The 19,569-nt window shown below is 60.5% G+C and carries 19 protein-coding genes and 1 pseudogene; 2 read left to right on the top strand and 18 right to left on the bottom strand.

All coding sequences use genetic code 11. The features are described 5' to 3' along the window. Positions 1-160: 160 nt before the first annotated feature. A complete protein-coding gene (locus tag XH84_RS14535; protein ID WP_128948372.1) occupies positions 161-499 on the top strand; it encodes a KTSC domain-containing protein in 339 nt (112 codons plus the stop codon). Positions 500-771: 272 nt separating this feature from the next. Here the strand turns inward: XH84_RS14535 and XH84_RS14530 are convergent, their stop codons facing one another. The 15 genes from XH84_RS14530 to XH84_RS40775 all read right to left on the bottom strand — a co-directional run bounded on the left by XH84_RS14530 (position 772) and on the right by XH84_RS40775 (position 16,291). Continuing rightward, entirely contained in the window at positions 772-1,137 is a 366-nt protein-coding gene (locus XH84_RS14530) for a hypothetical protein (protein WP_128948371.1), read from the bottom strand. Between the two features lie 28 nt (positions 1,138-1,165). Then, on the bottom strand, positions 1,166-2,623 hold the full coding sequence (locus XH84_RS14525; RefSeq protein WP_128948370.1) for a hypothetical protein: 1,458 nt from the start codon (positions 2,621-2,623) through the stop codon (positions 1,166-1,168). Between the two features lie 77 nt (positions 2,624-2,700). After that, positions 2,701-4,017, bottom strand: coding sequence for a YCF48-related protein (locus tag XH84_RS14520; RefSeq protein ID WP_128948369.1), 1,317 nt, complete (start codon positions 4,015-4,017; stop codon positions 2,701-2,703). Positions 4,018-4,052: 35 nt separating this feature from the next. Next, positions 4,053-4,520 (bottom strand): Rieske (2Fe-2S) protein, encoded by a 468-nt coding sequence (locus XH84_RS14515; RefSeq protein ID WP_128948368.1) that lies wholly within the window; start codon positions 4,518-4,520, stop codon positions 4,053-4,055. 24 nt (positions 4,521-4,544) lie between these two features. Then, positions 4,545-5,744: a hypothetical protein gene (locus XH84_RS14510; RefSeq protein WP_128948367.1), complete on the bottom strand. Its 1,200-nt coding sequence runs from the start codon at positions 5,742-5,744 to the stop codon at positions 4,545-4,547. A gap of 90 nt (positions 5,745-5,834) precedes the next feature. Beyond that, complete coding sequence (locus XH84_RS14505) at positions 5,835-7,439, bottom strand: S8 family serine peptidase (protein ID WP_128948366.1); 1,605 nt, start codon at positions 7,437-7,439, stop codon at positions 5,835-5,837. Positions 7,440-7,983: 544 nt separating this feature from the next. Continuing rightward, positions 7,984-8,409 carry a ribbon-helix-helix domain-containing protein gene (locus XH84_RS14500; protein ID WP_128948365.1) on the bottom strand — a complete coding sequence of 142 codons (426 nt, stop codon included), beginning with the start codon at positions 8,407-8,409 and terminating at the stop codon, positions 7,984-7,986. Positions 8,410-8,414: 5 nt separating this feature from the next. Next, the gene (locus tag XH84_RS14495; RefSeq protein WP_128948364.1) at positions 8,415-10,403 is read right to left on the bottom strand and encodes a conjugal transfer protein TraG; all 1,989 of its coding nucleotides are present in this window, start codon (positions 10,401-10,403) and stop codon (positions 8,415-8,417) included. 36 nt (positions 10,404-10,439) lie between these two features. Next, positions 10,440-12,203 carry a relaxase/mobilization nuclease domain-containing protein gene (locus XH84_RS14490; RefSeq protein ID WP_128948363.1) on the bottom strand — a complete coding sequence of 588 codons (1,764 nt, stop codon included), beginning with the start codon at positions 12,201-12,203 and terminating at the stop codon, positions 10,440-10,442. A 418-nt stretch (positions 12,204-12,621) separates the two neighbouring features. Further along, complete coding sequence (locus XH84_RS14485; RefSeq protein ID WP_333921845.1) at positions 12,622-13,302, bottom strand: lytic transglycosylase domain-containing protein; 681 nt, start codon at positions 13,300-13,302, stop codon at positions 12,622-12,624. 152 nt (positions 13,303-13,454) lie between these two features. Beyond that, the gene (locus tag XH84_RS14480) at positions 13,455-13,967 is read right to left on the bottom strand and encodes a S26 family signal peptidase (RefSeq protein ID WP_128948362.1); all 513 of its coding nucleotides are present in this window, start codon (positions 13,965-13,967) and stop codon (positions 13,455-13,457) included. Next, positions 13,964-14,428 carry a DUF2840 domain-containing protein gene (locus XH84_RS14475; RefSeq protein ID WP_128948361.1) on the bottom strand — a complete coding sequence of 155 codons (465 nt, stop codon included), beginning with the start codon at positions 14,426-14,428 and terminating at the stop codon, positions 13,964-13,966. Before XH84_RS14475 ends, XH84_RS14480 begins: the two co-directional genes overlap by 4 nt. A 289-nt stretch (positions 14,429-14,717) precedes the next feature. After that, positions 14,718-15,599 carry a replication initiator protein A gene (locus XH84_RS14470; protein WP_128948360.1) on the bottom strand — a complete coding sequence of 294 codons (882 nt, stop codon included), beginning with the start codon at positions 15,597-15,599 and terminating at the stop codon, positions 14,718-14,720. Positions 15,600-15,621: 22 nt separating this feature from the next. Then, a complete protein-coding gene (locus XH84_RS14465) occupies positions 15,622-15,903 on the bottom strand; it encodes a helix-turn-helix transcriptional regulator (RefSeq protein ID WP_128948359.1) in 282 nt (93 codons plus the stop codon). A 184-nt stretch (positions 15,904-16,087) separates the two neighbouring features. Continuing rightward, the gene (locus XH84_RS40775; protein WP_245471727.1) at positions 16,088-16,291 is read right to left on the bottom strand and encodes a DNA -binding domain-containing protein; all 204 of its coding nucleotides are present in this window, start codon (positions 16,289-16,291) and stop codon (positions 16,088-16,090) included. Between the two features lie 371 nt (positions 16,292-16,662). Between XH84_RS40775 and XH84_RS40770 the strand changes: the two are divergent. Next, positions 16,663-16,883, top strand: a pseudogene (locus XH84_RS40770) (helix-turn-helix domain-containing protein). 66 nt (positions 16,884-16,949) lie between these two features. Here XH84_RS40770 and XH84_RS14450 read toward each other — a convergent pair. From XH84_RS14450 to XH84_RS14440, 3 genes are all read right to left on the bottom strand, one after another. After that, the gene (locus tag XH84_RS14450; protein WP_128948358.1) at positions 16,950-17,270 is read right to left on the bottom strand and encodes a DUF736 domain-containing protein; all 321 of its coding nucleotides are present in this window, start codon (positions 17,268-17,270) and stop codon (positions 16,950-16,952) included. A gap of 570 nt (positions 17,271-17,840) precedes the next feature. Beyond that, positions 17,841-18,431 carry a hypothetical protein gene (locus tag XH84_RS14445; RefSeq protein WP_333921852.1) on the bottom strand — a complete coding sequence of 197 codons (591 nt, stop codon included), beginning with the start codon at positions 18,429-18,431 and terminating at the stop codon, positions 17,841-17,843. Further along, positions 18,428-19,351: a DUF2493 domain-containing protein gene (locus XH84_RS14440; protein ID WP_128948357.1), complete on the bottom strand. Its 924-nt coding sequence runs from the start codon at positions 19,349-19,351 to the stop codon at positions 18,428-18,430. The genes XH84_RS14445 and XH84_RS14440 overlap by 4 nt, the downstream gene beginning before the upstream one ends. Positions 19,352-19,569: the final 218 nt, after the last annotated feature.

Genomic DNA, 19,569 nt, shown 5'->3' with positions numbered 1-19,569 from the left:
GCGGCGCAAGATCTCCGCCTCCAACTGAACAGCATGGAATGGGTTGTCACCGTAGATTCCCAGCAATCGAGGGCGACAAAACGTGCATCGGATGGGCCGATCACGTTGCCAGCGGCCAGAGGCTTACAGTCGCAGCCCACTCGAATGAATGAGCAAATCAATGCGCTACCTGTCTCTGATCTTCCTCTTGATGAGTGCCACCTGGGCCGATTCAGAGTCTGTCGATGTGAAGTATCGCGGGCCGGTTGAACTCAAACCCTTCACTTGCCAGGACATCACCCGGAGCAGTGTCGTCAACAGGCTCTGCTACGACGCTTCAAATCAGTACGTCGTCGTCCGGCTCAAAACGACCTACTACCACTATTTCGAAATGCCGAAGCCGATTGTTGACGAATGGCTCGCCGCTCCGTCCACGGGCCATTTCTACGATACGAGGGTTGAGGGTACGGGTAAGGACGGTCCATACGATTGCAGGACGGATCGCGTGCCGGGCTACTGAGACCGCAGGCAGAACCAGCTACCTTGGCCTTGAAGCATTCCGAAGCGGAAAAAGTCAGGCGGGATAGTATCGCCATGGTTCACCGCGCCGAGTGACGGTTGCTTTTCCCAGCAACAACACCAGGTCCTGGTTGACCTGTCGCTGATATCCTTTGTCACCATGAATTGCCTTGGCCAGCTCGACCTCCGTCCGGCCTGGACCGCGCTCAATAAGGTACTGAAGCACACGAACGGACTCGCCCGGAGCAGCCCTTCCCGAGAAATGTCACCATGTCAGGAAGCCGGTACGCCACCCCCGCCGTTTGGGCATCCGCGTTTGATCCAGTCTGCGATTTCGTCGATATCGGCCACATCGAAAAATGCCGCAGCATTTTGCGGCATACGGCCAAACAATGCGCCGGGATCGTCGGCAAAGTCCGGCGGGACGCCTCGCAGCGCCTGGACCATAACTGAATTGTCGGGATCGCCAACCACCACTACGCGCCGATGTTTGACCTCGCCGGTGGTGACAAACTCATTGTGATCCATCTGCCGCCACCACCGCCCATGCCCCGAGAGGTCCGGATCGGCCTGGACCTTAACGCAGCAGGCGTCCATGAAGTCCTGAAACTCCCCGTATGTATTAATCTTGCCGGCCATTCTTCGCCCTCCTGTTCGGCGTTCTATCTCACGGCTCCTGAAGGATCCGGACCAAAGCCTGCACCGATGGATCATCATCCAGTGCAGTTCGCGACGGACCCCTTACAGAGTCCAGGCTCGGCGAGTTCCTGGTTGCGTTCGCAGCACGGATGGAACTGGCCCGGAATGCTGTCGCGGCGATCGCCTGCTGCACAGGATCTGTAGCGTCGAAGCCCATGAAGGCAACGAAATCCCTGCCCAGCGAGTTGGAAACCTCTTGATGGCACTCGATGCAGCTTCTGCCGTTTCTCTGTTGATAGGTCTCCATCGTCGTGTTCGCGAGGGTGGATGAAACACCGGTCGGAAATGGCGTTCCCGCGTTGCCGATGCCGGGCGTGCCCGGTATTCTCGGCCACTGCGTCATCACCAGCATGTAGTTGGCCCAAACGGTCTCCTTGATGTCAGGGAGATTCCAGTAATTCCGATTCATCTGCATCGTTTCCGGCTGAATCGGTTGCGCGCGGATAACCTGCATCTTCAAATTCGGGTCGGGCCGGTTGGTCTCGGAAATCATCCCTGGCGCCGGCATCGGCGCCACTACCTGCGGCGGCAACCCGGAATTGAATGAGTATCGGACAGGCACGGCCTTGGCATCGGGTTCGTCAGTCCTGGGCGGCACATTGTCGACGTGCTCGAAAGAACTCCAGATCCATTGTGGCCTCAACTTCGTCTTGATGACGATATGAAATCCGACCAGCGCAATTTCATGTTCATTGCAGACGACTGTCCCCTGCTGATCCGTCGCAACCGGATCGAACACCATCGCCTTGTTGATGTAGAAGCGGCTGCGAACGGTGCCATCACCAGGATTGAGCACGCGCCAGGCGGCCTTGATCTCAACCGAGCCATCCTTGAAAGTCCCAGGCTTCGCCGCCGTCGGCAAATTCTGCTTGATGTACCATTTGTTGTTCGGATCCACGATCGACTCAAACTGTTCGCGGCTAAAGCGGACCTCATAACGCGTATACATCTTGCTCTGGTCGATCAGCGGATTAGCCAGCCTCCCCAGCACGAATGATGCCTGATTGTAGTCCGCAAAATGACTGAATGCGCTCAGTGTCTTGGTCTCGTTGTCGACCCCGCCGCACGGATTCGCCCCCTCGTAACTGGTCCAGCCCTTCGGTTCTGGTGCCCCCGGTGCGAAAACCTCGTAGCGCGCCTTGTAGGTCTCCCACACGCGCGGTCCGCTATCACCCGGCTTTTTGGTCCGGTCCGGCATGCCGCGATTTTCAGGCCCCTCAAGCGCCGGCCAGTTCAGGGCGATGAAGGCCCGCCAACTGAAATTGTCGAAGCGCGGAAACGGGCTCCCATCAGCGTCCGGTACATCGTCGATCCGGTCCGGCAGCACCTTGGGCGTTACATCCGGCGCTCCCTGCGCCGATGCGGCGTGAGCATTCATGAGAATTGTGGCAAGGAGAGCTCCGGCAGCGACAAAGCGCGTTTGCATCACGTATCCCTCCCTAGATCATCACTACACAATCGCCCCACACAGATACAGATTACGCCTTCCGCGTGATATCTCGGCTAGCGCAACGCGAACACGCCACTCTCTGCATTCCCGTCGACCGTCACGCGATAGATGTAGACGCCATGGCGAACCGCCTCTCCGCGGTCGTCCTTGCGGTCCCACACCATTTCCCGAGACCCTGCTTCGGGCTTCTTTTCATCGATCAGCGTTCGCATCTCCTTGCCGAAGCGATTCCAGATATGGAGCGTTGCGCGCTCGCTCCCGGCGGGGACTTGGAATCTGATCGGCACCTGCTTGTCGTAGGACGGAGTGCTTTCGGTTTCCGCGCGGGCGGCGGCGGCAACGGCAACCGGTGCGACGCCTTTGATTGCCACGTCCGGTGCATATTTGTAGATGGTCCGTCCCGCGGCGTATCCGAGATTGACGGGGTTGCCGAAGAAGCGAAATCGATTGATGAACTTTCCGATCGAATCCGCATTCTGCCAGCTCTGGCCGCCATCATTCGTGACGCTGCTCTTGCCCGAGGCAAAGTCCTCATCGCCCCACCCGCCGACCCAACCGGTGGATGAATCGAGGAAGCCAATGCCTTCAATATTGGCATTGCCGTGTACCGAAAACTTCGACCAAGTCTTGCCGCCATCCTCGGTCTTGAGAATGAAGGCCTGTGTCATGTTCTCCAGCGAGACAAATCCGAGCCGGTCATTCAGGAACTGAATCTTCCATCCCCAGGTGCCCTCCACAAATTGGGAGCGCATGTCTTTCAGACGGTCGACCCATGTCTCACCCCCGTCCTCAGTAAAGAGGATCACCGGCTTGACGTCATCATATGTGGGCTGCGCCTTGTCGGAGAAGCCGCCGACTACCCAGCCGCGTTCCCTGGTCTGGAAGTAAATGTCGATCAAATTCGACGCGTGCGTTGACATGTCGATCGCGATCCAGCTATTTCCTCCGTCGCTGCTCTTGATCACTGCAGCTCCGTCGCTGGGATCGTTGGTCCCCGAACCGTAGATGACGGACTGATCTACCGCATACAATCCACAGACCTTCTTTGGCGCGGCGGCCGGTAGAGTGACCGGATTCCAGTGTTCGCCACCATCCGTGGTGCGATAGAGGCGGAGCTCGGTTGTCAGCGTTCCGACGCACCCCACCTGCTCGCTCGGCCAAGCCATGCAGCGAAGGTAGACCGGCCGATTAGTCCCGGGGAGGATAGGTGTCTTGAACTTGGTCTCCCATGTCTGTCCGCCGTTGGTCGTCTTCTGGACGTATCCCGAGCTGTTGACCGCCCATCCGACAGTGGGATTGAAGAACCAGACATCGTCGTAACGCTGGCTGGGTGTCGCCCCCGTCGCCGTCCATTTCAAAGCTGCTGCCATTGTCAGCCTCCGCCAAATACCGCCAACTCGTCCCGTCAGGGCATGGCGTTTATCGCCACAAACACAGAGGAATCTTCGCCCACCGTCTCGATCCTGGTTTCAAATTGAGCCAGATTGGCACCGGGCGGCGCCGGACCCAGCAAGCGCTTGCCACTGGTCAGATCGAATCTGCTGCCATGACACGGACACTGGATGACCGGATAAGCCGTAGCACCCTCCCCAAGCATGCTGAACACAATGGGCCGGTCAGCCGTCGCCCAGTTCGGACTGCCCTTGAGGATATTGCAGCCGGCATGCGTGCATCGCCGTGCAATCGAAAAGAACTTTGGCGGTGACGGCGGTTGCTCTCCATCTGGCTTATCCGTCTCTAACCGCGCAAGTATCCGCGGAGTTGCGCCGCTATCCGCCTGACGAACGATGTCAGTTATGTCGATTGGTGGATCACCCGGCAGAAAATCGTTGACTTTGATGGTTTGTACGAAACCGGGAATGTTCGTTGTCATCTCATTCTCCCTAGGCAAAACGATCTAATTCGAGCAGAGCGGGTCCTGAGCCGGGGGAGCTCCGCTATGATTTGCCCGTCGAGCTCGGAAAAGAGACCAGACAAAGTCAAGTTGCACGAACTTGAGATTGTTGGCCGGGTCGACGAACCACGCCGGGCTGGGCATACCCGTCGAACCCTGCCCCTGACATTTGAAGACCGACATGCGTGCCGTTGCGCCGATCGTCGACCGGGCGTGGCACGTGATGCAGGACGACGTGTTCTGGAAGCCGCCTTCGGGCTGCGAATTCGCGAGCAGCGTGATGTTGCCGCGGCTGTCGACGAAATCGATCTGCGTTCCGCGAAGCCGGTAGTTTGCCCATTTGGTGCCTTCGAGACCGATATTGGCCGGCGCTTGTTCACAATCATGCGGCGCCTGAGGGCAAGCAAAGTGATCCACCGACTTCAGATTCCAGCCAATATTGAATTTGCGCCCGCCCTGGGATTCCGGAATCTTGTTGTCAATGTGCTCGAAGGTCGCCCAAAGCCATTTCGGTAAATCCTTTGTCGTGATATGGAGCGCCGTCAGTCCATAGATCTTGCCGTTGTCGGACTTGACCCAGTGGTAGCGCGGCTTGTCGGCCTCCTGGATCTCGCGCCATTGCGCCTTCACTTCCTTGGCTGCCAGCGGAAAGTCGATGGTCTGGACCCGGTTCGTAAACAGCTTGATCTGTTCGTCGACGTTGTAGAGCTTCTTTGACCTCACAAATTCGAACGTTGCCTGATTTAATCTGGTCTCGTTGACGGTCTCTTCGTTCTCTAAGGCTCTTGCGATGTCCTCTTCGAATGCCGGCAGCGGTGTGTTTCCCCGCTTCATCGACTCCAGCAGGATTCGTTGCTGCTCCGCGCCACGGTCCAGACCAGCGATAGGTTTGTCGGCGGGCGTTTCTTTGTCGAGCCAGGTGCCGGGGTCAGAACCGTCGATGGGGTAAGCCGTATCGGCTGCATTGTTATTGGCGCTCCGCCAGGTTTCCCAAACGACCGGTCCCGGTGCCGCATCTCCGAACTTCTTGGTTGAATCCGGTGCCCTCTGCTTAACGTTTGCCGGCCAATTGAGGGCCACGAAAAGCCGCCAGGCATACCGGTCCGGATCGGTGACCGCGGCGGCGGAATCTTGCGGTTCCTTCCATGCCTCCTGTGCCATCGCGCTGACCGAATGCAAGCTCGCGTTGACGGCGATCATCATCGCGAAAGCCCGGAATGCCCACATAACTTCCTCCTGCGTTACAACTCGCGCCCTTGGGGCAAACACTTGATCTGCAGGCAGCGGATTGGCTTAAGCCTGCAACAACCGGGCCTTCGCCTCGGCAACCACCGCCTCGGCGTGAACACATCCGTATCCAAAGAGTCGTGAATGGCCATCAGCATCGTAGGAACCAGGATCACCGATCCGACGCGCGGTCTGCTTGAGGATCTCGCGGCACTCCGCCGCGGTCAGTCCTGGATTGGCGCTCAGCACCAACCCGCAGATTCCGGCAACCAGCGGACAGGAGCTCGACGTCTTGCCGAAGTGTTCGTTGTAATCACCTGGCACATAGCCCAAAGGGCGCGTCGCTCCGATCGAGTCGATGAATTCTCCGGTCACGTCGGCAGTCGTAACACCACGACCGCTGTCACTACTCGAGGGCGCGCATATCCAGATTTCCTTGCCGGTGTTCGAATAGGAAGCATATTCATCCAGGCTGTCGGAAGCGCCGACCGCTATGACGTCTGGATGGATGGCGAATCCATTCACGCTGCTGTGGGCCGGGTCATTGACGTCACGGCCTTCATTACCGGCGGCAAAGACGATGATGCTGCCCTTGCCTTCACGCCCCTCGGTGGCACAACGGCTGATTGCTTTGGCAACCCGCGTCGACAGTGGGTAGTTGGTCGCCCGAGCGCCCCAGCTGCAACTGACGATCGATGCTCCGTGCTCACGCATATAGTCAAACCATTTCGCGATCTCTATCGGCTCCAGACTCGACCAGCGCACCGGTATCCAGGAACATCCAGGAGCGGCGCCAACGATTTTGCCGGCGCCGACGGCCCCAATGGCAATCCCGGCACATGCCGTGCCATGCCAGTTTCCCAACTGCGGCGACGTGAGGTTGGGTTCGGGAGCGACGTTGGCCGCATTGCGCGCAAAGTCCCAGGGATGCACCGATCGATCCGCAAGATCGGGATGGCTCAAGTCGAAGCCGTCATCGATAATTCCAATCACCACATCGGGAGAACCGAAGCCTTGAAGCAGACGCCATGCGGCAATCACTCGCGCATCGGCGCCAGCTTTCAGATTGCCAGTGTCGCCGCCGTTATGGCCGGTATTTTCGAGGTACCACTCGTGATCCGTCAGGGCATCGTTCGGGACGGCAAAGCCCTTCACCTCACCCTCTGTCGACAGGTCGGGCTCGGCGATCCTGACTGATGGCTCCTGCTGCAAGGCGGTGCAAACTTCGACTGCGTCCCGTCGATGATCGTCCACACGAAGCGTCAACCCGCCGTCGAATTCCCGTCTTACCAGCTTTAAGTGGTGCCGGGTGATCAGTTCATTCCTCGTCTGCTCATCGGCCATTTCATGAAATTCGAGATAGACCGTTCCGGTCGGAACGAAAGGCACCATATCGGGAGAGCTGTGATAGACGTTGGTAATTTCCGCGGGACGTGACAGCCTGCCGATCGTACTTTCGAGGCTCTTCGAATCCCTTCGCGTTTCGTCTCCGAGCGCCTTGATGGTTCCAAGGTCGCTGCGCTTCCGGATTTGATACGAACCGGAGCGAGAAGCGATTTGATTTTCTGCAGCGGGCTGAAGCAACGAGCCGGAATGGACAGCTGCGAGGGTGCTGCTCTTGTTCAGAGCGAGCGAGCCGCCGCCGTACCGAAGATTCAAAATATTACTCACGGATCAACCGCCGAATATCTGTCAGTAAGATCGAGCGCCGTTATCCTGATCAGCGATCACAGCATTCGGCGTCGCACTGTCCGTTCGGAAGCAAAGCAATTCAACATTAGCGCGCGTAGCGACCAGCCATCAACGCTCAAAGAAGTTCAAAGACCTTCAAAGCAGCAGCAGCAAACCAATAATTCAGGAGTTAGCCCGTCCAATATGCGATCGTTTACTACAATTCTAAATTGTGATCTGGAGTTTGTCTAATGATTTTTGTCGCGCAGACGCAGCTCGACCGCGACACTTGAGCGCGCGACGGGCGCAATAATGCTCCGACAAAATGCCGGCAGGGATTGAGCAGCCACGAAACATCGGCAAACAGACTTAGGCAGGCACCCCAGGAACAGCAGCACCAAAACCGAGCTGATTGGCGACCAAAGCACGGATTGTTCGAGCCGATAGCGCGTCGAGCTCATTGCCAGCTACGCCCGGTTCCTGTGGTCGCAGGTTGGTGTGGAAAAGAAGGGAAGGCGCGTGATAACATACCCGGGATGCTCGGTCACGTTTCGCCGGCCGGTTTCTCACGGAGGATATCTTCAGGAATCTCGCGCAAGAAGCCTTGTCCCTTTTGAAGCCGACGCCCGAGCGTTTCGACAAAGCCTTCAAAGCGCTCCCTGCCCTTGGCCTGTGCGGCCGCCTGCGCCTCGTTTGGCAATGGTGGCGTGATCGTTAGCCAGAAGCGGATGAAAAGAGCCAGGGTCTCCGCCGTCAAACCAACGTCGCGCTCCAGCCTCTGCACTTGACGGGAAAGCCGATCCAGGCGACGGGTAAACGCTGCCTCCCGCCTGTCCACTCCGTCGGGTGAAAGAAAGGAGGCGACCGCAGCTTCCACAATGGCAGACCGGGAAAGCTTCTTGCGATCGGCGAGCTCCGAGATCTGTTTCAGAAGCTCTGGTGGGAAGTAGACGTTCATCCGGTCGCGCATATGCCTCAGAGCTCCATACCGTCATTCGGATCCATGGCGACTTGACGGGCGACACCGCGCATCTGTTGACGTATAAGCCGGGACTGGCGGACCGCGTCCTCGTCATCGTCAAGCACGGCGGAAAATTCCTCGGCTGGCGTTGGCTCGCTCGTTTCCTTGGCGATCGCGACGTGATCGGGGAGTTCGGGCTCACGACGGAGTCCGCTATTCGCCGTGTCCTGCTCGGCCTTCGCGGCTTTTTCAGTTGGACTCCCCGCCGGCTTTGACGCTCCGAACGTTGACCATCCGTCCGTTCGCGATGACTGGCCAGCCGTCGCCGGATCAGGCGGCGGCAGTACCCGCTCTGTGAATCGCCGATCCTCGTAGTAGCGGACCTTCTTCGCCCGGATCGGCGCCGTCCCCGCCACCATGACGATCTCATCCATCGGCGGAAGCTGCATGACCTCACCTGGGGTCAAGAGCGGCCTTGCCGTCTCCTGCCGCGAAACCATTAGGTGCCCCAGCCAAGGGTTCAACCGGTGTCCGGCATAGTTCTTCATCGCCCGCATCTCGGTCGCCGTGCCCAGCGCGTCGGACACCCGCTTGGCGGTCCGCTCGTCGTTGGTCGCAAAGCTGACGCGGACGTGACAATTGTCGAGAATTGCGTTGTTCGGCCCATAGGCCTTCTCGATCTGATTGAGCGACTGCGCGATCAAGAAACTCTTGATGCCGTACCCAGCCATGAAGGCGAGCGCGGATTCGAAGAAATCAAGCCGCCCAAGTGCGGGAAACTCGTCGAGCATCATCAGGACTCGATGCCGGCGGTCGCGGGCGTGCAGATCTTCGGTCAGGCGCCGGCCGATCTGGTTCAGTACCAGGCGGATCAACGGTTTGGTGCGCGAGATATCGGAGGGCGGCACCACGAGATAAAGTGTCGTCGGGCGGCTATCTGCGATCAGGTCGGCGATCCGCCAGTCGCAGCGGCAGGTCACCTGGGCCACGACGGGATCGCGGTAAAGTCCGAGGAACGACATCGCGGTGGACAGAACACCGGAACGTTCATTCTCGGATTTGTTGAGGAGTTCGCGCGCGGTCGAGGCGACCACGGGATGGGCGCCCTGCTCGCCAAGATGCGGCGTTGTCATCATCGCCTTCAGCGTCGCCTCGATCGGCCGCTTCGGATCGGACAAGAAGGCGGCGACCCCGGCCAAAGTCTTGTTTGCCTCGGCATAGAGGACATGGAGGATGGCGCCGACCAGGAGCGAATGACTAGTCTTCTCCCAATGGTTCCGCTTGTCGAGGGAGCCTTCAGGGTCGACCAGGACGTCGGCCACGTTTTGGACGTCGCGAACCTCCCATTCCCCGCGCCGGACCTCGAGCAGCGGATTGTAAGCCGAGGATTCCGGGTTGGTCGGGTCGAACAACAGGACGCGGCCATGCCACGAGCGGAAACCCGCGGTCAGCTGCCAGTTCTCACCCTTGATATCGTGCACGATAGCCGAGCCCGGCCATGCCAACAACGAGGGAACGACGAGTCCGACACCCTTGCCGGACCGGGTGGGAGCAAAACACAACACGTGCTCCGGCCCGTCATGGCGGAGGTAGTCGCGATCGAGCTTGCCCAGCACCACACCATCCCGACCGAGAAGTCCGGCCGCTCGAGCCTCTTCCGCGCCAGCCCAGCGCGCCGAACCATAGGTCTCAACGTTCTTGGCTTCGCGCGCCCGCCACACCGACATGCCGATCGCCGCCGCGATCGAAACGAAAGTCCCCGACGCCGCAATGAAGGCCCCCTCGACAAAGACCTGCGGGGCATAGGCATCAAAGACGAACCACCACCAGAAGAAGATCGGTGGATAATAGACTTTGAAGCCCCACAGTTCGAACCAAGGCCGTCCAAGCTCGGGCTGGTAGGCAAGTCGCCAGGCCGTCCACTCGGTTGCTCCCCAGATGGCCAGCAAAACGATCAGGCCGACAACGATCACCTGTCCCCAGAGGATTTTGGTTCCGGACATTCTGAGCGCCCTTCTGCAACTGAATTGGCGAGATAGCTAGAGGCCGAGGTCGCGCTTCCGACCAAAGCCCCATTCGATGCCGCCGCCGTCCTTCACGACGCCGGTGACGTGTTGGCCGAGCCTCTTTTCGAGTTCGCGCGACCAGGGCACGAGCTGGAACCCGAGCCCATTATCGATCATGGCGAAGCGTCCCGAGGCGAGCGTCAGGCGCTGGCGATACGTGCCCGCCACATGCTCCCCGGAGGCGGCATTCACGCGAGGCAGGCCGGTGTCAGCCGAGACCTTTGCTGCCACCTCGTCCAGTTCGCGTCTGCGCAACGTGTCCAGGAGATCGCGCTGCAGGATGATCCGTTGGCCCTGCCGCCGTGCCAGGCCCTCCTGGATCAGATGCTCGGTACGGGCTTCCATGGCGTCGCGGGTCCCGCGGCCAAATCCACCCATGGCGAGCGGTATCGGGTCGCGTTCGACCAGCCTGTGGTCGAGCCAGGTGGCCCCTTTTGCGGTGACCTGCCCACCGAGATCGAGATCGGAACGGGTCGCGAGCACCAAGATCGGTCGCGGACCGCCTGCTTGACCCAAGCGTCGGACCTCGACGATGCCGCCGGCCGGCGGTGCATGTTCGAAAGCCTCTAAGCCTCGAAAGCGCACATGGTGCGCCCGCCCGTCTGTTCCGTCGATCAGGGCATAGGCCTCTCCGGTCAGTTCGTCATGCAGTCCACGGTCGACCAGCCGTCCGATGATCTGGGACGTCGGCTGCCCTCCCTCGATGATGAAATCGGCAACGCCGCGGACTTCTCCACGCTCTGTGAAGGCGCGGTGCATCGTCTTGATAATGTCACCGCGCATACCGAGGTCGCGCAAGCTACGCTCGGCCTCAAGCCCAACCATCCATTCCCCTGGTGCGGCGGATGCGGCAAGGCCCATCTTCTCCAGGTGTTGGAGGCGACCGACCATCAGGCGCCGGATCTCGGGATCGGGCCTGCCGGGATTTTCGGGACGTAGATCGATATGGCCGGTCTCATCGGCCGCCAGCCGGATCTCCCGATCGAGCCGCGTCCATCGTTCAGCCGTGACTTCGCTCTCCAGCGAATTGCGGATTTCGTGCTCCGGTTTTGGACCGAGTTCAATGGCGACCAATTCCTCGGCGCGCGCGCGCAGGCCTCGGCTGATGTAGTCACGGGAGATCACGAGATCCGTCCCGTCCTCATCTATTCCCCGAACGAGAAGATGAACATGAGGGTTGTCGGTATTCCAGTGATCGACAGCCATCCAATCGAGCCGCGTGCCGAGATCACTCTCCATCTGTCTGGCGAGATCGCGCGTGAAGGCTTTCAGGTCAGTCATGTCCGCCGCATCCTCAGGCGAGACGATGAACCTGAAATGATGCCGGTCGTCCTTGGACCGGTCCGCGAAAGCCGCGCTGTCGGCGCGGTCGCTGCCAGCATCGAACATCTCGGCCCGCTCGCCGCTCCGGGTCACGCCGTCGCGCTTCAAATATGAGAGGTGGGCGGTCAGTGGCGCTGAACGGAAGGCTCGCCCTTTGTGACGAACCACACGCGCCTTCACCACGACGCGCCGCGTCGGGCTGAACAATCGGCTGCGGCTAAATGCGAGGCGCCCGCGGCCAAACGTCGAGCGCCCATAGGCCGCCAAACGCCTGCCGGTCCCGGTCTGACCCGAGGTGTGTCCTGCTTTCTTCGCCGCCCGCAGCACCTGGTTGATGAAGCTCTTCGGCTTAGGCGAGCGAGTGCTGCGGATGCGCCCAGGCCGAACACGCAGGTCGCTGTCGCCCACGCTCACGGCAGGGCCTCCCAACGATCAAAAGCGCGCACGGTGCCGAAAACGCCTTTGATTGCATTAAACAAAATGCAAGGCGCGGCACGCGCCCCGACTGACCGGCACGCCAGAACCCAAGCCATGCCAATGGCTTGCGGTTCGACCGGCGAGCCCCTTTTATCTCGCCGTCCTGCCGTCGTGGTCTCCCGGTCGCGGGTTCCCGACAGAGCCGCCGCGACTTGGCAGCCAACTCGCGAAGCCCCGACTGCTTCCGAGCGCTTGCGATAGCGATCGTTACCCGAAGGGCCGAGACACCCGAAGGGTGGCTCGGTGAGGAGCGAAGCGACGAGTAGAGCGCGGGCCGAAGGCATCGCCCATACGCCATGAGCACGTGACACTCGCTCGGTGAAGCACGCCAAGGCTTGCGAACCCGCACACTTGGTCATTGCGATTGTCCCGAATCCGATCGAGGGACGAACACGCCACTAGGCCGGGGAACCATGGGTGAAACACCGGACGCCGAGATTGCGGTCGTCACACCGCCCGGCGGCATGAGCGCAAGCAACCGATCGCGCGTTTTCATGAGATCGGATCGCTTAACGAATAGCGTCGCAACTGCTGATGACCGTCCGCTGGACATCCACTTCGGCGGCAGTTCGATGGCAAGCAGATTTGCAAGCTTTGCGACGTATGCTCGCGTCTCCTCTGGCAGAGAGCCGCCTGCGAGATGCTCTTCATAGCGAGATGGTCCCGCGTTGTACGCGGCAAACACGCCAGGCGAGCCATACCGGTCGAGCAGTTCGCGCAAGTACGCCGTGCCGGCCAGAATGTTGTCGTGCGGGTCGTAGGGATCGTTCCCGAGATTGTAGCGCTCGCGAAGCTCCGCCCAGGTCGCCGGCATGATTTGCATCAGGCCCATTGCGCCTTGTGGCGATCTGGCGTGCACGTCACCAGCACTCTCGACGCTTTGAACTGCCCGAATCCAGATCGGCGCAATCGCAAAGCGTTGTGAGGCTTCAGTGATGAAGCTCTCAAACGAATTAACTGTCTGACCGATGGCCCGTCGTCCAGCTGATGTGCTCTGGGCCAAAGCAGCACTGTCGGACGTGGTCAGAAGAAACATAAGGGGCACCACAGCACAAACGCGCGTGCCCAACCGACCCAAGCACGCTGTCGGGCTCGCGCCAGCCTTGCAGAAATCGCTCGCGACGGAGGAATGATCCCGCGACCGATCGAACAAGGGAATGGCGAGGAGAACACGTCGAATACGCACGATCACTCCTCCCACGTCCACACCGGCATCGCGCGGCCGATCACGCTAGATGCCGGAAGAAATCCAAAATACCGGCCGTCAAGAGAGTTGTCCGACTGCCAGTTCATCAGAAACAGCTCGCCGTCACCGACGACGCGGCAGCCCTGCCATTTCGGCAGCGGCCTGCCTCGTCCGTCATGATCCTTCGCCTCGCCCACCGCGACGTCGTCGACCGAAATCATGAGGCCGGTTCTGCAAACACTCTGCCCCGGAAGTGCGAGCACGCGCTTCAGCATGGGAACGCCAATGGGCAGATAACCGTTAAGGTCAAGGAAAGTCGCAAGCGGCTCCGGCGGCCGCACGGCGACCAATTCAGTGACTTGGAATTGGTCCGCAGGTCGGAGGCGGTAGAGACCGATCGGCACGCTTGCCGATGCGTTCCAGATGTAAAGCGGAAGCGGCTCCAGGACGATCGTCACGACGAGCGCAGTAGCCGCCCCAAACGTCGCAGTCAGCGTCTTCAGGCGGCCCGTCATCGCATCACCTTTTGGCGGTGTAGCCAGGCCTGATGGCGCGCCTTAGTATACGGGCGCGGGTTTTCGTTGACGGACAGGCGGTTATGAACGTGATGCCAATGATCAGGCGCGACGTCAGCTGGATCGATGCCGAGCGCCTCAACGGCATCGGCCATTTGCAGCACTCGCTCGACTTTCGGCCAGCCGGACAGACGCAGCAAAATCTCTCCGCCGGGTGTCACATAAGGGACGGTCGAGCAGCGTTGTCCCGGCGCGACTGCGCGCAAGATGTCGATCCGCGAAATGATTGCCCCAAAGTCGTTCGAGGTCCATCGGACGAAGGCAAAGATGCTGCCGGGCGCAAACGACAGGAGGCGCCGATGGCGATCAAGCTGCCGTTCCTTGACGATACGACCGAACCGAATGAGATTTTCGATACGTTTTTCGAGCCACAGCACTTCTACTTCGGTCAGATCGCTCATGCCGTGGCTCCCCCACGCTCTAACTGGGAGCCGTTCGCTTTGGCGGCGGGGAAGTGCGTGTACGGCTTGCGAACGCCAGCAGGACGGACGGGCCGACTTTGCCGGCCACCTCCCATGCGCTTTGCGGCTTGGTCCGTTAGAAGAAATCCGAAGGATTTCTGGTTAGTAAAGTTAGAGCGGCTGGAAAGCACGGAGAAACAAGCTGTTAAGCTCGATTCCGGTCCCCGATAGCACGAGGATCGGGTCCCCGATAGCACGAGGGTTGCGGTCCCCGATAGCACGAGCTGATTCACAGGTTGTCCTCCAAATTTGGAATGAGACCGCGGCGGCGCAGGCGTGCCGTTAAGGGATCAACAGGCATAGGCGTGAAGTTCAGCCGCTCGGTGCCATCAGGATCGCGCATAAGAACGAGCTGATAGCCGGGCAACGTCTGGCGCTGGACGATCTGACGGATGTCGTAAGCAAAGTGTTTGAGCGGCGAGAGGATGCCGGACTTGGCATGGAGGTGCAGAAGATCAAAGCTCCAGCCGCTGTCCTGTCGGCCGCCGTGCTTTCGCACAAGACGATAAAGCCAGCGCTCGAGCCCACCCGTCAGATCGAAATAGGCGCGGTCAATCGTCAGCACGAGCGCGTCATCGATGACCCCTGCATAGAACCAATCCGGCAGGATCAGCTCGAGCCCGAATGGGCGGCCATTTGCATCGGCCGTCTCCTTCCACTCGTTGATCCACGAGAAGCGATGCCGTCGCCGTTCTGTCGGTTGGCGGATCGACGTCATCACGGTCGTTGACTGGAGTCTGTCGAGGCCCGCCTTCAGCCGATCGTAGTCGCGTGCACTGGTGCCGCGGCCGACAAACGTCAGAATCTCATAAGGCGTTGCGGCCATCAGGCGCGACGTCTTCAAGCCGGCGTCACGCGCTTCGACGATCTGGGACGCAGCCCAGATCAGAACGTCTGCATCCCAAATGGTCGCCATGCCGTGTTCCGGCACTGCTTCGACCCGAATTGCGATCGCACCCGCGCGGAAATCGATCGGCACGATCCGCTTCGTTTTTGCGAGCGAGAAGAACGGATAGGCCATCAGATCTTGCGCGTCGCGGGGCGCAAGATCGCCGGGTAGCGCCCGAAAGAGCTCAAGCTGGTCGCGCTCGGAATGAAGTTTGCGCCGCATAGTCACTGCTCTCACGCGGCTATCAGCGACGTTCCTGACCTGCATAGGGACGCAGGGCCGGATGCTTTTTGGCGGGCAGCACGGTCCCCTTGCCGGGATCGGACGTCGACGTCCTGGCGCCGCGGTCGGCCCACGCTTTCAGGTCATCGACGGCGTAGACGACACGTCCGCCAATCTTCCGATATGTTGGTCCGGTACCGTACGTGCGGTGCTTCTCCAGCGTGCGACCGGACAGGCCAAGATAGCGCGCGGCCTCAGGTGTACGCAGGAATCGCGGGGGAACACCGGCCATCGGATCGGGCATTTGAGAACTCCAAGAAGACGACGCACTACGCTTGGCTAGGCCGGCGTGTGTGCGGTCATCATGGAGGAGCAAGACTTCGGAGAGGGATGCCGAATATGGAGGGAACGGTTTTCGGCACCCTGGGGAACGACGCTACCCGTCCCTGCGCCCAGGCCGCAGGATTTTTTGCGGTAACCACCGCGCATCAACGTGAGGCCGCCTTGCACGAAGCGGATCGTTCGATTGCGCAGATCATGCGTCTTCCAGGCGCGATCGGGATACGCTTTTTGCCGGACAGTAGTTCGGCGATAACGCGATAGCTTGCGCCCGCGCCGTGCGCCTCGAGCGCACGGATCGCAGCCCTCAAGCGGTCGTTTCGATAGTTGATGAAAGGCTGGCGCGCGTCCATTCGTCGCGCGCCACAGCCGCCGGGCTGCATAGGCGCGCGCTTCTATATCGCCGTCAGCTGGCAGCTCGGCCGCATATGACCAGCCGAGTACCGGCGTCGCTTTGGACCAGACACGGTGATCTACCGCAGCGATGCCAAGCAGGGCATGCCAGCCGTCGACAGCGTTGCGCATTTGGCCAGCTGTAAGGTCGAGCAGTGGCTGAGACGGCGACCTGCCCCGTTACGACTTTGACCGGAACGACCGTTGGAATCCTGGATATTCCTTCGGTAGACACGACGGCCGAGCTCGGTCGCGCACGTAGCGCCGTCACATCGATAGCATGTTCGGACACGAATAGAAACGATCGTTGCTAGAACGATCCCATATGGCCATGGATCTCAAGAGCGTCGTGGCTGTGACTCTGCGTCGGAAACGCCACGATCCACAAATGACGCCGGAGGAGCTCGCCGAGCGTGCGGGTTTAATCGCCGTTATGTCGGCGCCATCGGCGACGCATCAGCAAGCGTTACCGTCCTCGGGCAGATTGCTGAAGCATTAGGATGCGAGCCGGGAGACCCGCTCAAAAGGGCTGCGCGGCTTAGCAAATCGTAATCCGCACCTCAGCCCGGGCGCGAAGTGCCCCGCCCGGCGAACCGGGCGGGGCTTGATTGAGCGAGCTTACTCACCGTTCTTACGCGGCCGCGACCAGAGGAGCGTGTAGCCTTCGCCGCTTTCGTCCTCGAAGAGGTTCGCATAGATCGGAGCGTTGAAGGAGGGGTCGTCGAGCTTGAGTGAGAGGTAGTCGCGACCTTCCTCGGAACGCTTCGACCAGGCTGCGCCGATCTCCGCGCGCCCCACATAGATGCGGTGGCTGGGGGCGTTGTCGTTGGACCGGTTGGTCTCGGCGACGATGCGGACGCCCTTGGCTTGCAGGCTCAGGGTGACAATCTCGCCCTGGAAATCGTTGCCGACCTTCTTGAAAGAACCGATGTTAGCCATGTCACTTCTCCTGTTGTGTTTCGAGCCCGCGACCACCGCGGCCTCGATGGCGATCTAGGGCCGAAGACGATCGGCGACGCACCCGCCCGCGGGCCGGAGCGCAGCGGAGGACGCCGTTGTGGCGACTTTCTTGACTCGCGAGGAATGGGCGAAGCCCAGGGGAAGAAAGTCGCATCAACGGCGTTGCGGCTCAGACGATCGAGGCGAAGCCGGTCTTCGGCCAGATCAAGCCATCCATGAGGCCACGTGCGTCCGCGTGCTGAACCGCAATCTCAGGAGAAGACATGACTCATATCGGTTTTGCTGAACAAGAGGTCGGAACGATTCAGCGCAGAAACAGAAACAAACTGCTGCAAAGGGCGGTATCGGCTCCCATGAATGGATCGGGGCAACACCGCTCCGCCGCGGCTGCGTGGGCCAGATCCGAATGCCGGCGGCTTGATCGAGAGCTCCGAGGCGGACTGCCTCTCCCGCGCTCGATCATCCCCGTTCAGCGCGCCGATCTATGCGAACCTGTTCGACGAAGGAGGTAAATGGTCATCTCTCAGGCCTTCCGGCCGTAAGAACTGGTTAGGACGGACTCTCCACCACCCTACCCGGCTCGAACGGGCGGCTCTCCGCCGGAACGATCAAGCGCGTCCATGACGTGACGCCAATGCAAACCGCGCCCAGGCAAGCGAAGACTTCACGCCAAACCAACGAAGGCAACCCAATCTGGGACAGGGCGAACACCACATGATAGCCGGCAACGGCGGCGGGAATAGCAAATGCTGTCGCGATCGCGATGCGCAAAGCCAAGGACCGGGTAATTGCGACGGCGACTTGGCCGAGGACGAGCGTCAGCGCACCGCCGGCCGTCGCGATAAGCACCGCACCAATGAGGCCGGCGCCGCTCCGAAACGTAGTCATTCCGACACTGAGAGCGACGAAAAACGGCAGTGCATACACAGCGAGCGCAAAGATCGCCCAGCAGAACAAGCCGATGCCGAGTGTGTTGATGGCAAGCCCAAGGGCAAGCATGGTGGTGGCTCCATGTGCATAGATGTACCAATCGCGCCTTCCACCACCACCACGGCGCAACTCTGAACATGAGACCGAAAGGAGGCGGAGTTGCGGCGCATGCAACCCCACTTCGGTTTGCAGGCAGAAGACGGCGCTCACGCGCCGCCGAACCTCCAGACAGGGATGCCGAGCCGCTTCGCCTTATCAGCGAGATTGTCCTGGATTCCTGTGCCCGGGAAGTGCATGACGCCGATCGGCAGGAGTTCGAGCATAGCATCGTTGCGCTTGAAGGGGGCCGCCTTGGCGTGCTTGGTCCAGTCAGGCTTGAATGCGATCTGAGGCACCTTGCGATTAGTCGCCCATTTGGAGGCGATAAGCTCCGCACCTTTCGGCGAGCCGCCATGGAGCAGGACCATGTCGGGATGCTTGGCATTGACCTTGTCGAGGCGGTCCCAGATGAGGTGGTAGTCATTAAAGTCGAGCCCGCCGGTGAGTGCGATCTTCGGTCCTTCTGGCAACAAGAGCTCGGCTTCAGCGCGACGCTTCGCTGCGATGAAGTCGCGGGAGTCGATCATCGCGGCGGTCAGCGCGCGGTGATTGACCAGCGATCCCGATCGAGGACGCCAGGACGATCCGGTGTGAGTCTCGAAGCGCTCGATGGCCGTGTCGCGGAAGAGCTCCAGGCAGTTGCGGCGCTCGATCAGCGTGATGCCCTCGGCCGTCAGGCGCTCGAGTTCGACCGATCGAACCTCAGAGCCATTCTGCTCGCGCTGGCTCTTCTGCTGCGCCTGTTCGTTGTCGTCGAGGTGGCGCTCGATGCGGTCGACGGCACGATGGAACAGGTTGACCGTCGACCAGAGCAGATCGTCAAGGTCCGGTTCGAGCCGCGTGTCGCTCAACGTCGCGACCAGGGCGTCGAAGATGTCGGCGACGGCACCCGCGATGATCTTGGCCTCGGGAAGTGGCCGTGGATCGGGCTGGTCGTCGAAGGGACGGTAGCCGAAGAGCTGTAGCTCGTTGAGGACGTGGTCAGTTGGAGAAGAGGCGTGCGGAGGTTCGATGTCGTCACGGTCGGTCATTGGAGGGATCCTTTGCCGGATCGGCCGCGCCCATCGCGGCCTTCGTGGCGATCACTCAGACGGCGGGCGGAACGGGCCAGAACCCGCAAGGGCCGAAGCGGCAGCGGAGGATGGCGGAGGCCGGCTATTTTGCTTCGCGATGCAAAGTGCGCCGGTTTGATGGCTGTTGTGTCTGCTCATCGCCGGCGCGCGGCGGAAAATAGCCGGGCGCAGCCATT

This window comes from Bradyrhizobium nanningense (genome assembly GCF_004114535.1).
GTDB lineage: Bacteria > Pseudomonadota > Alphaproteobacteria > Rhizobiales > Xanthobacteraceae > Bradyrhizobium > Bradyrhizobium nanningense.
Note: the sequence above shows the minus strand (reverse complement) of the source record. Positions and strands in the feature narration are given on the sequence as shown.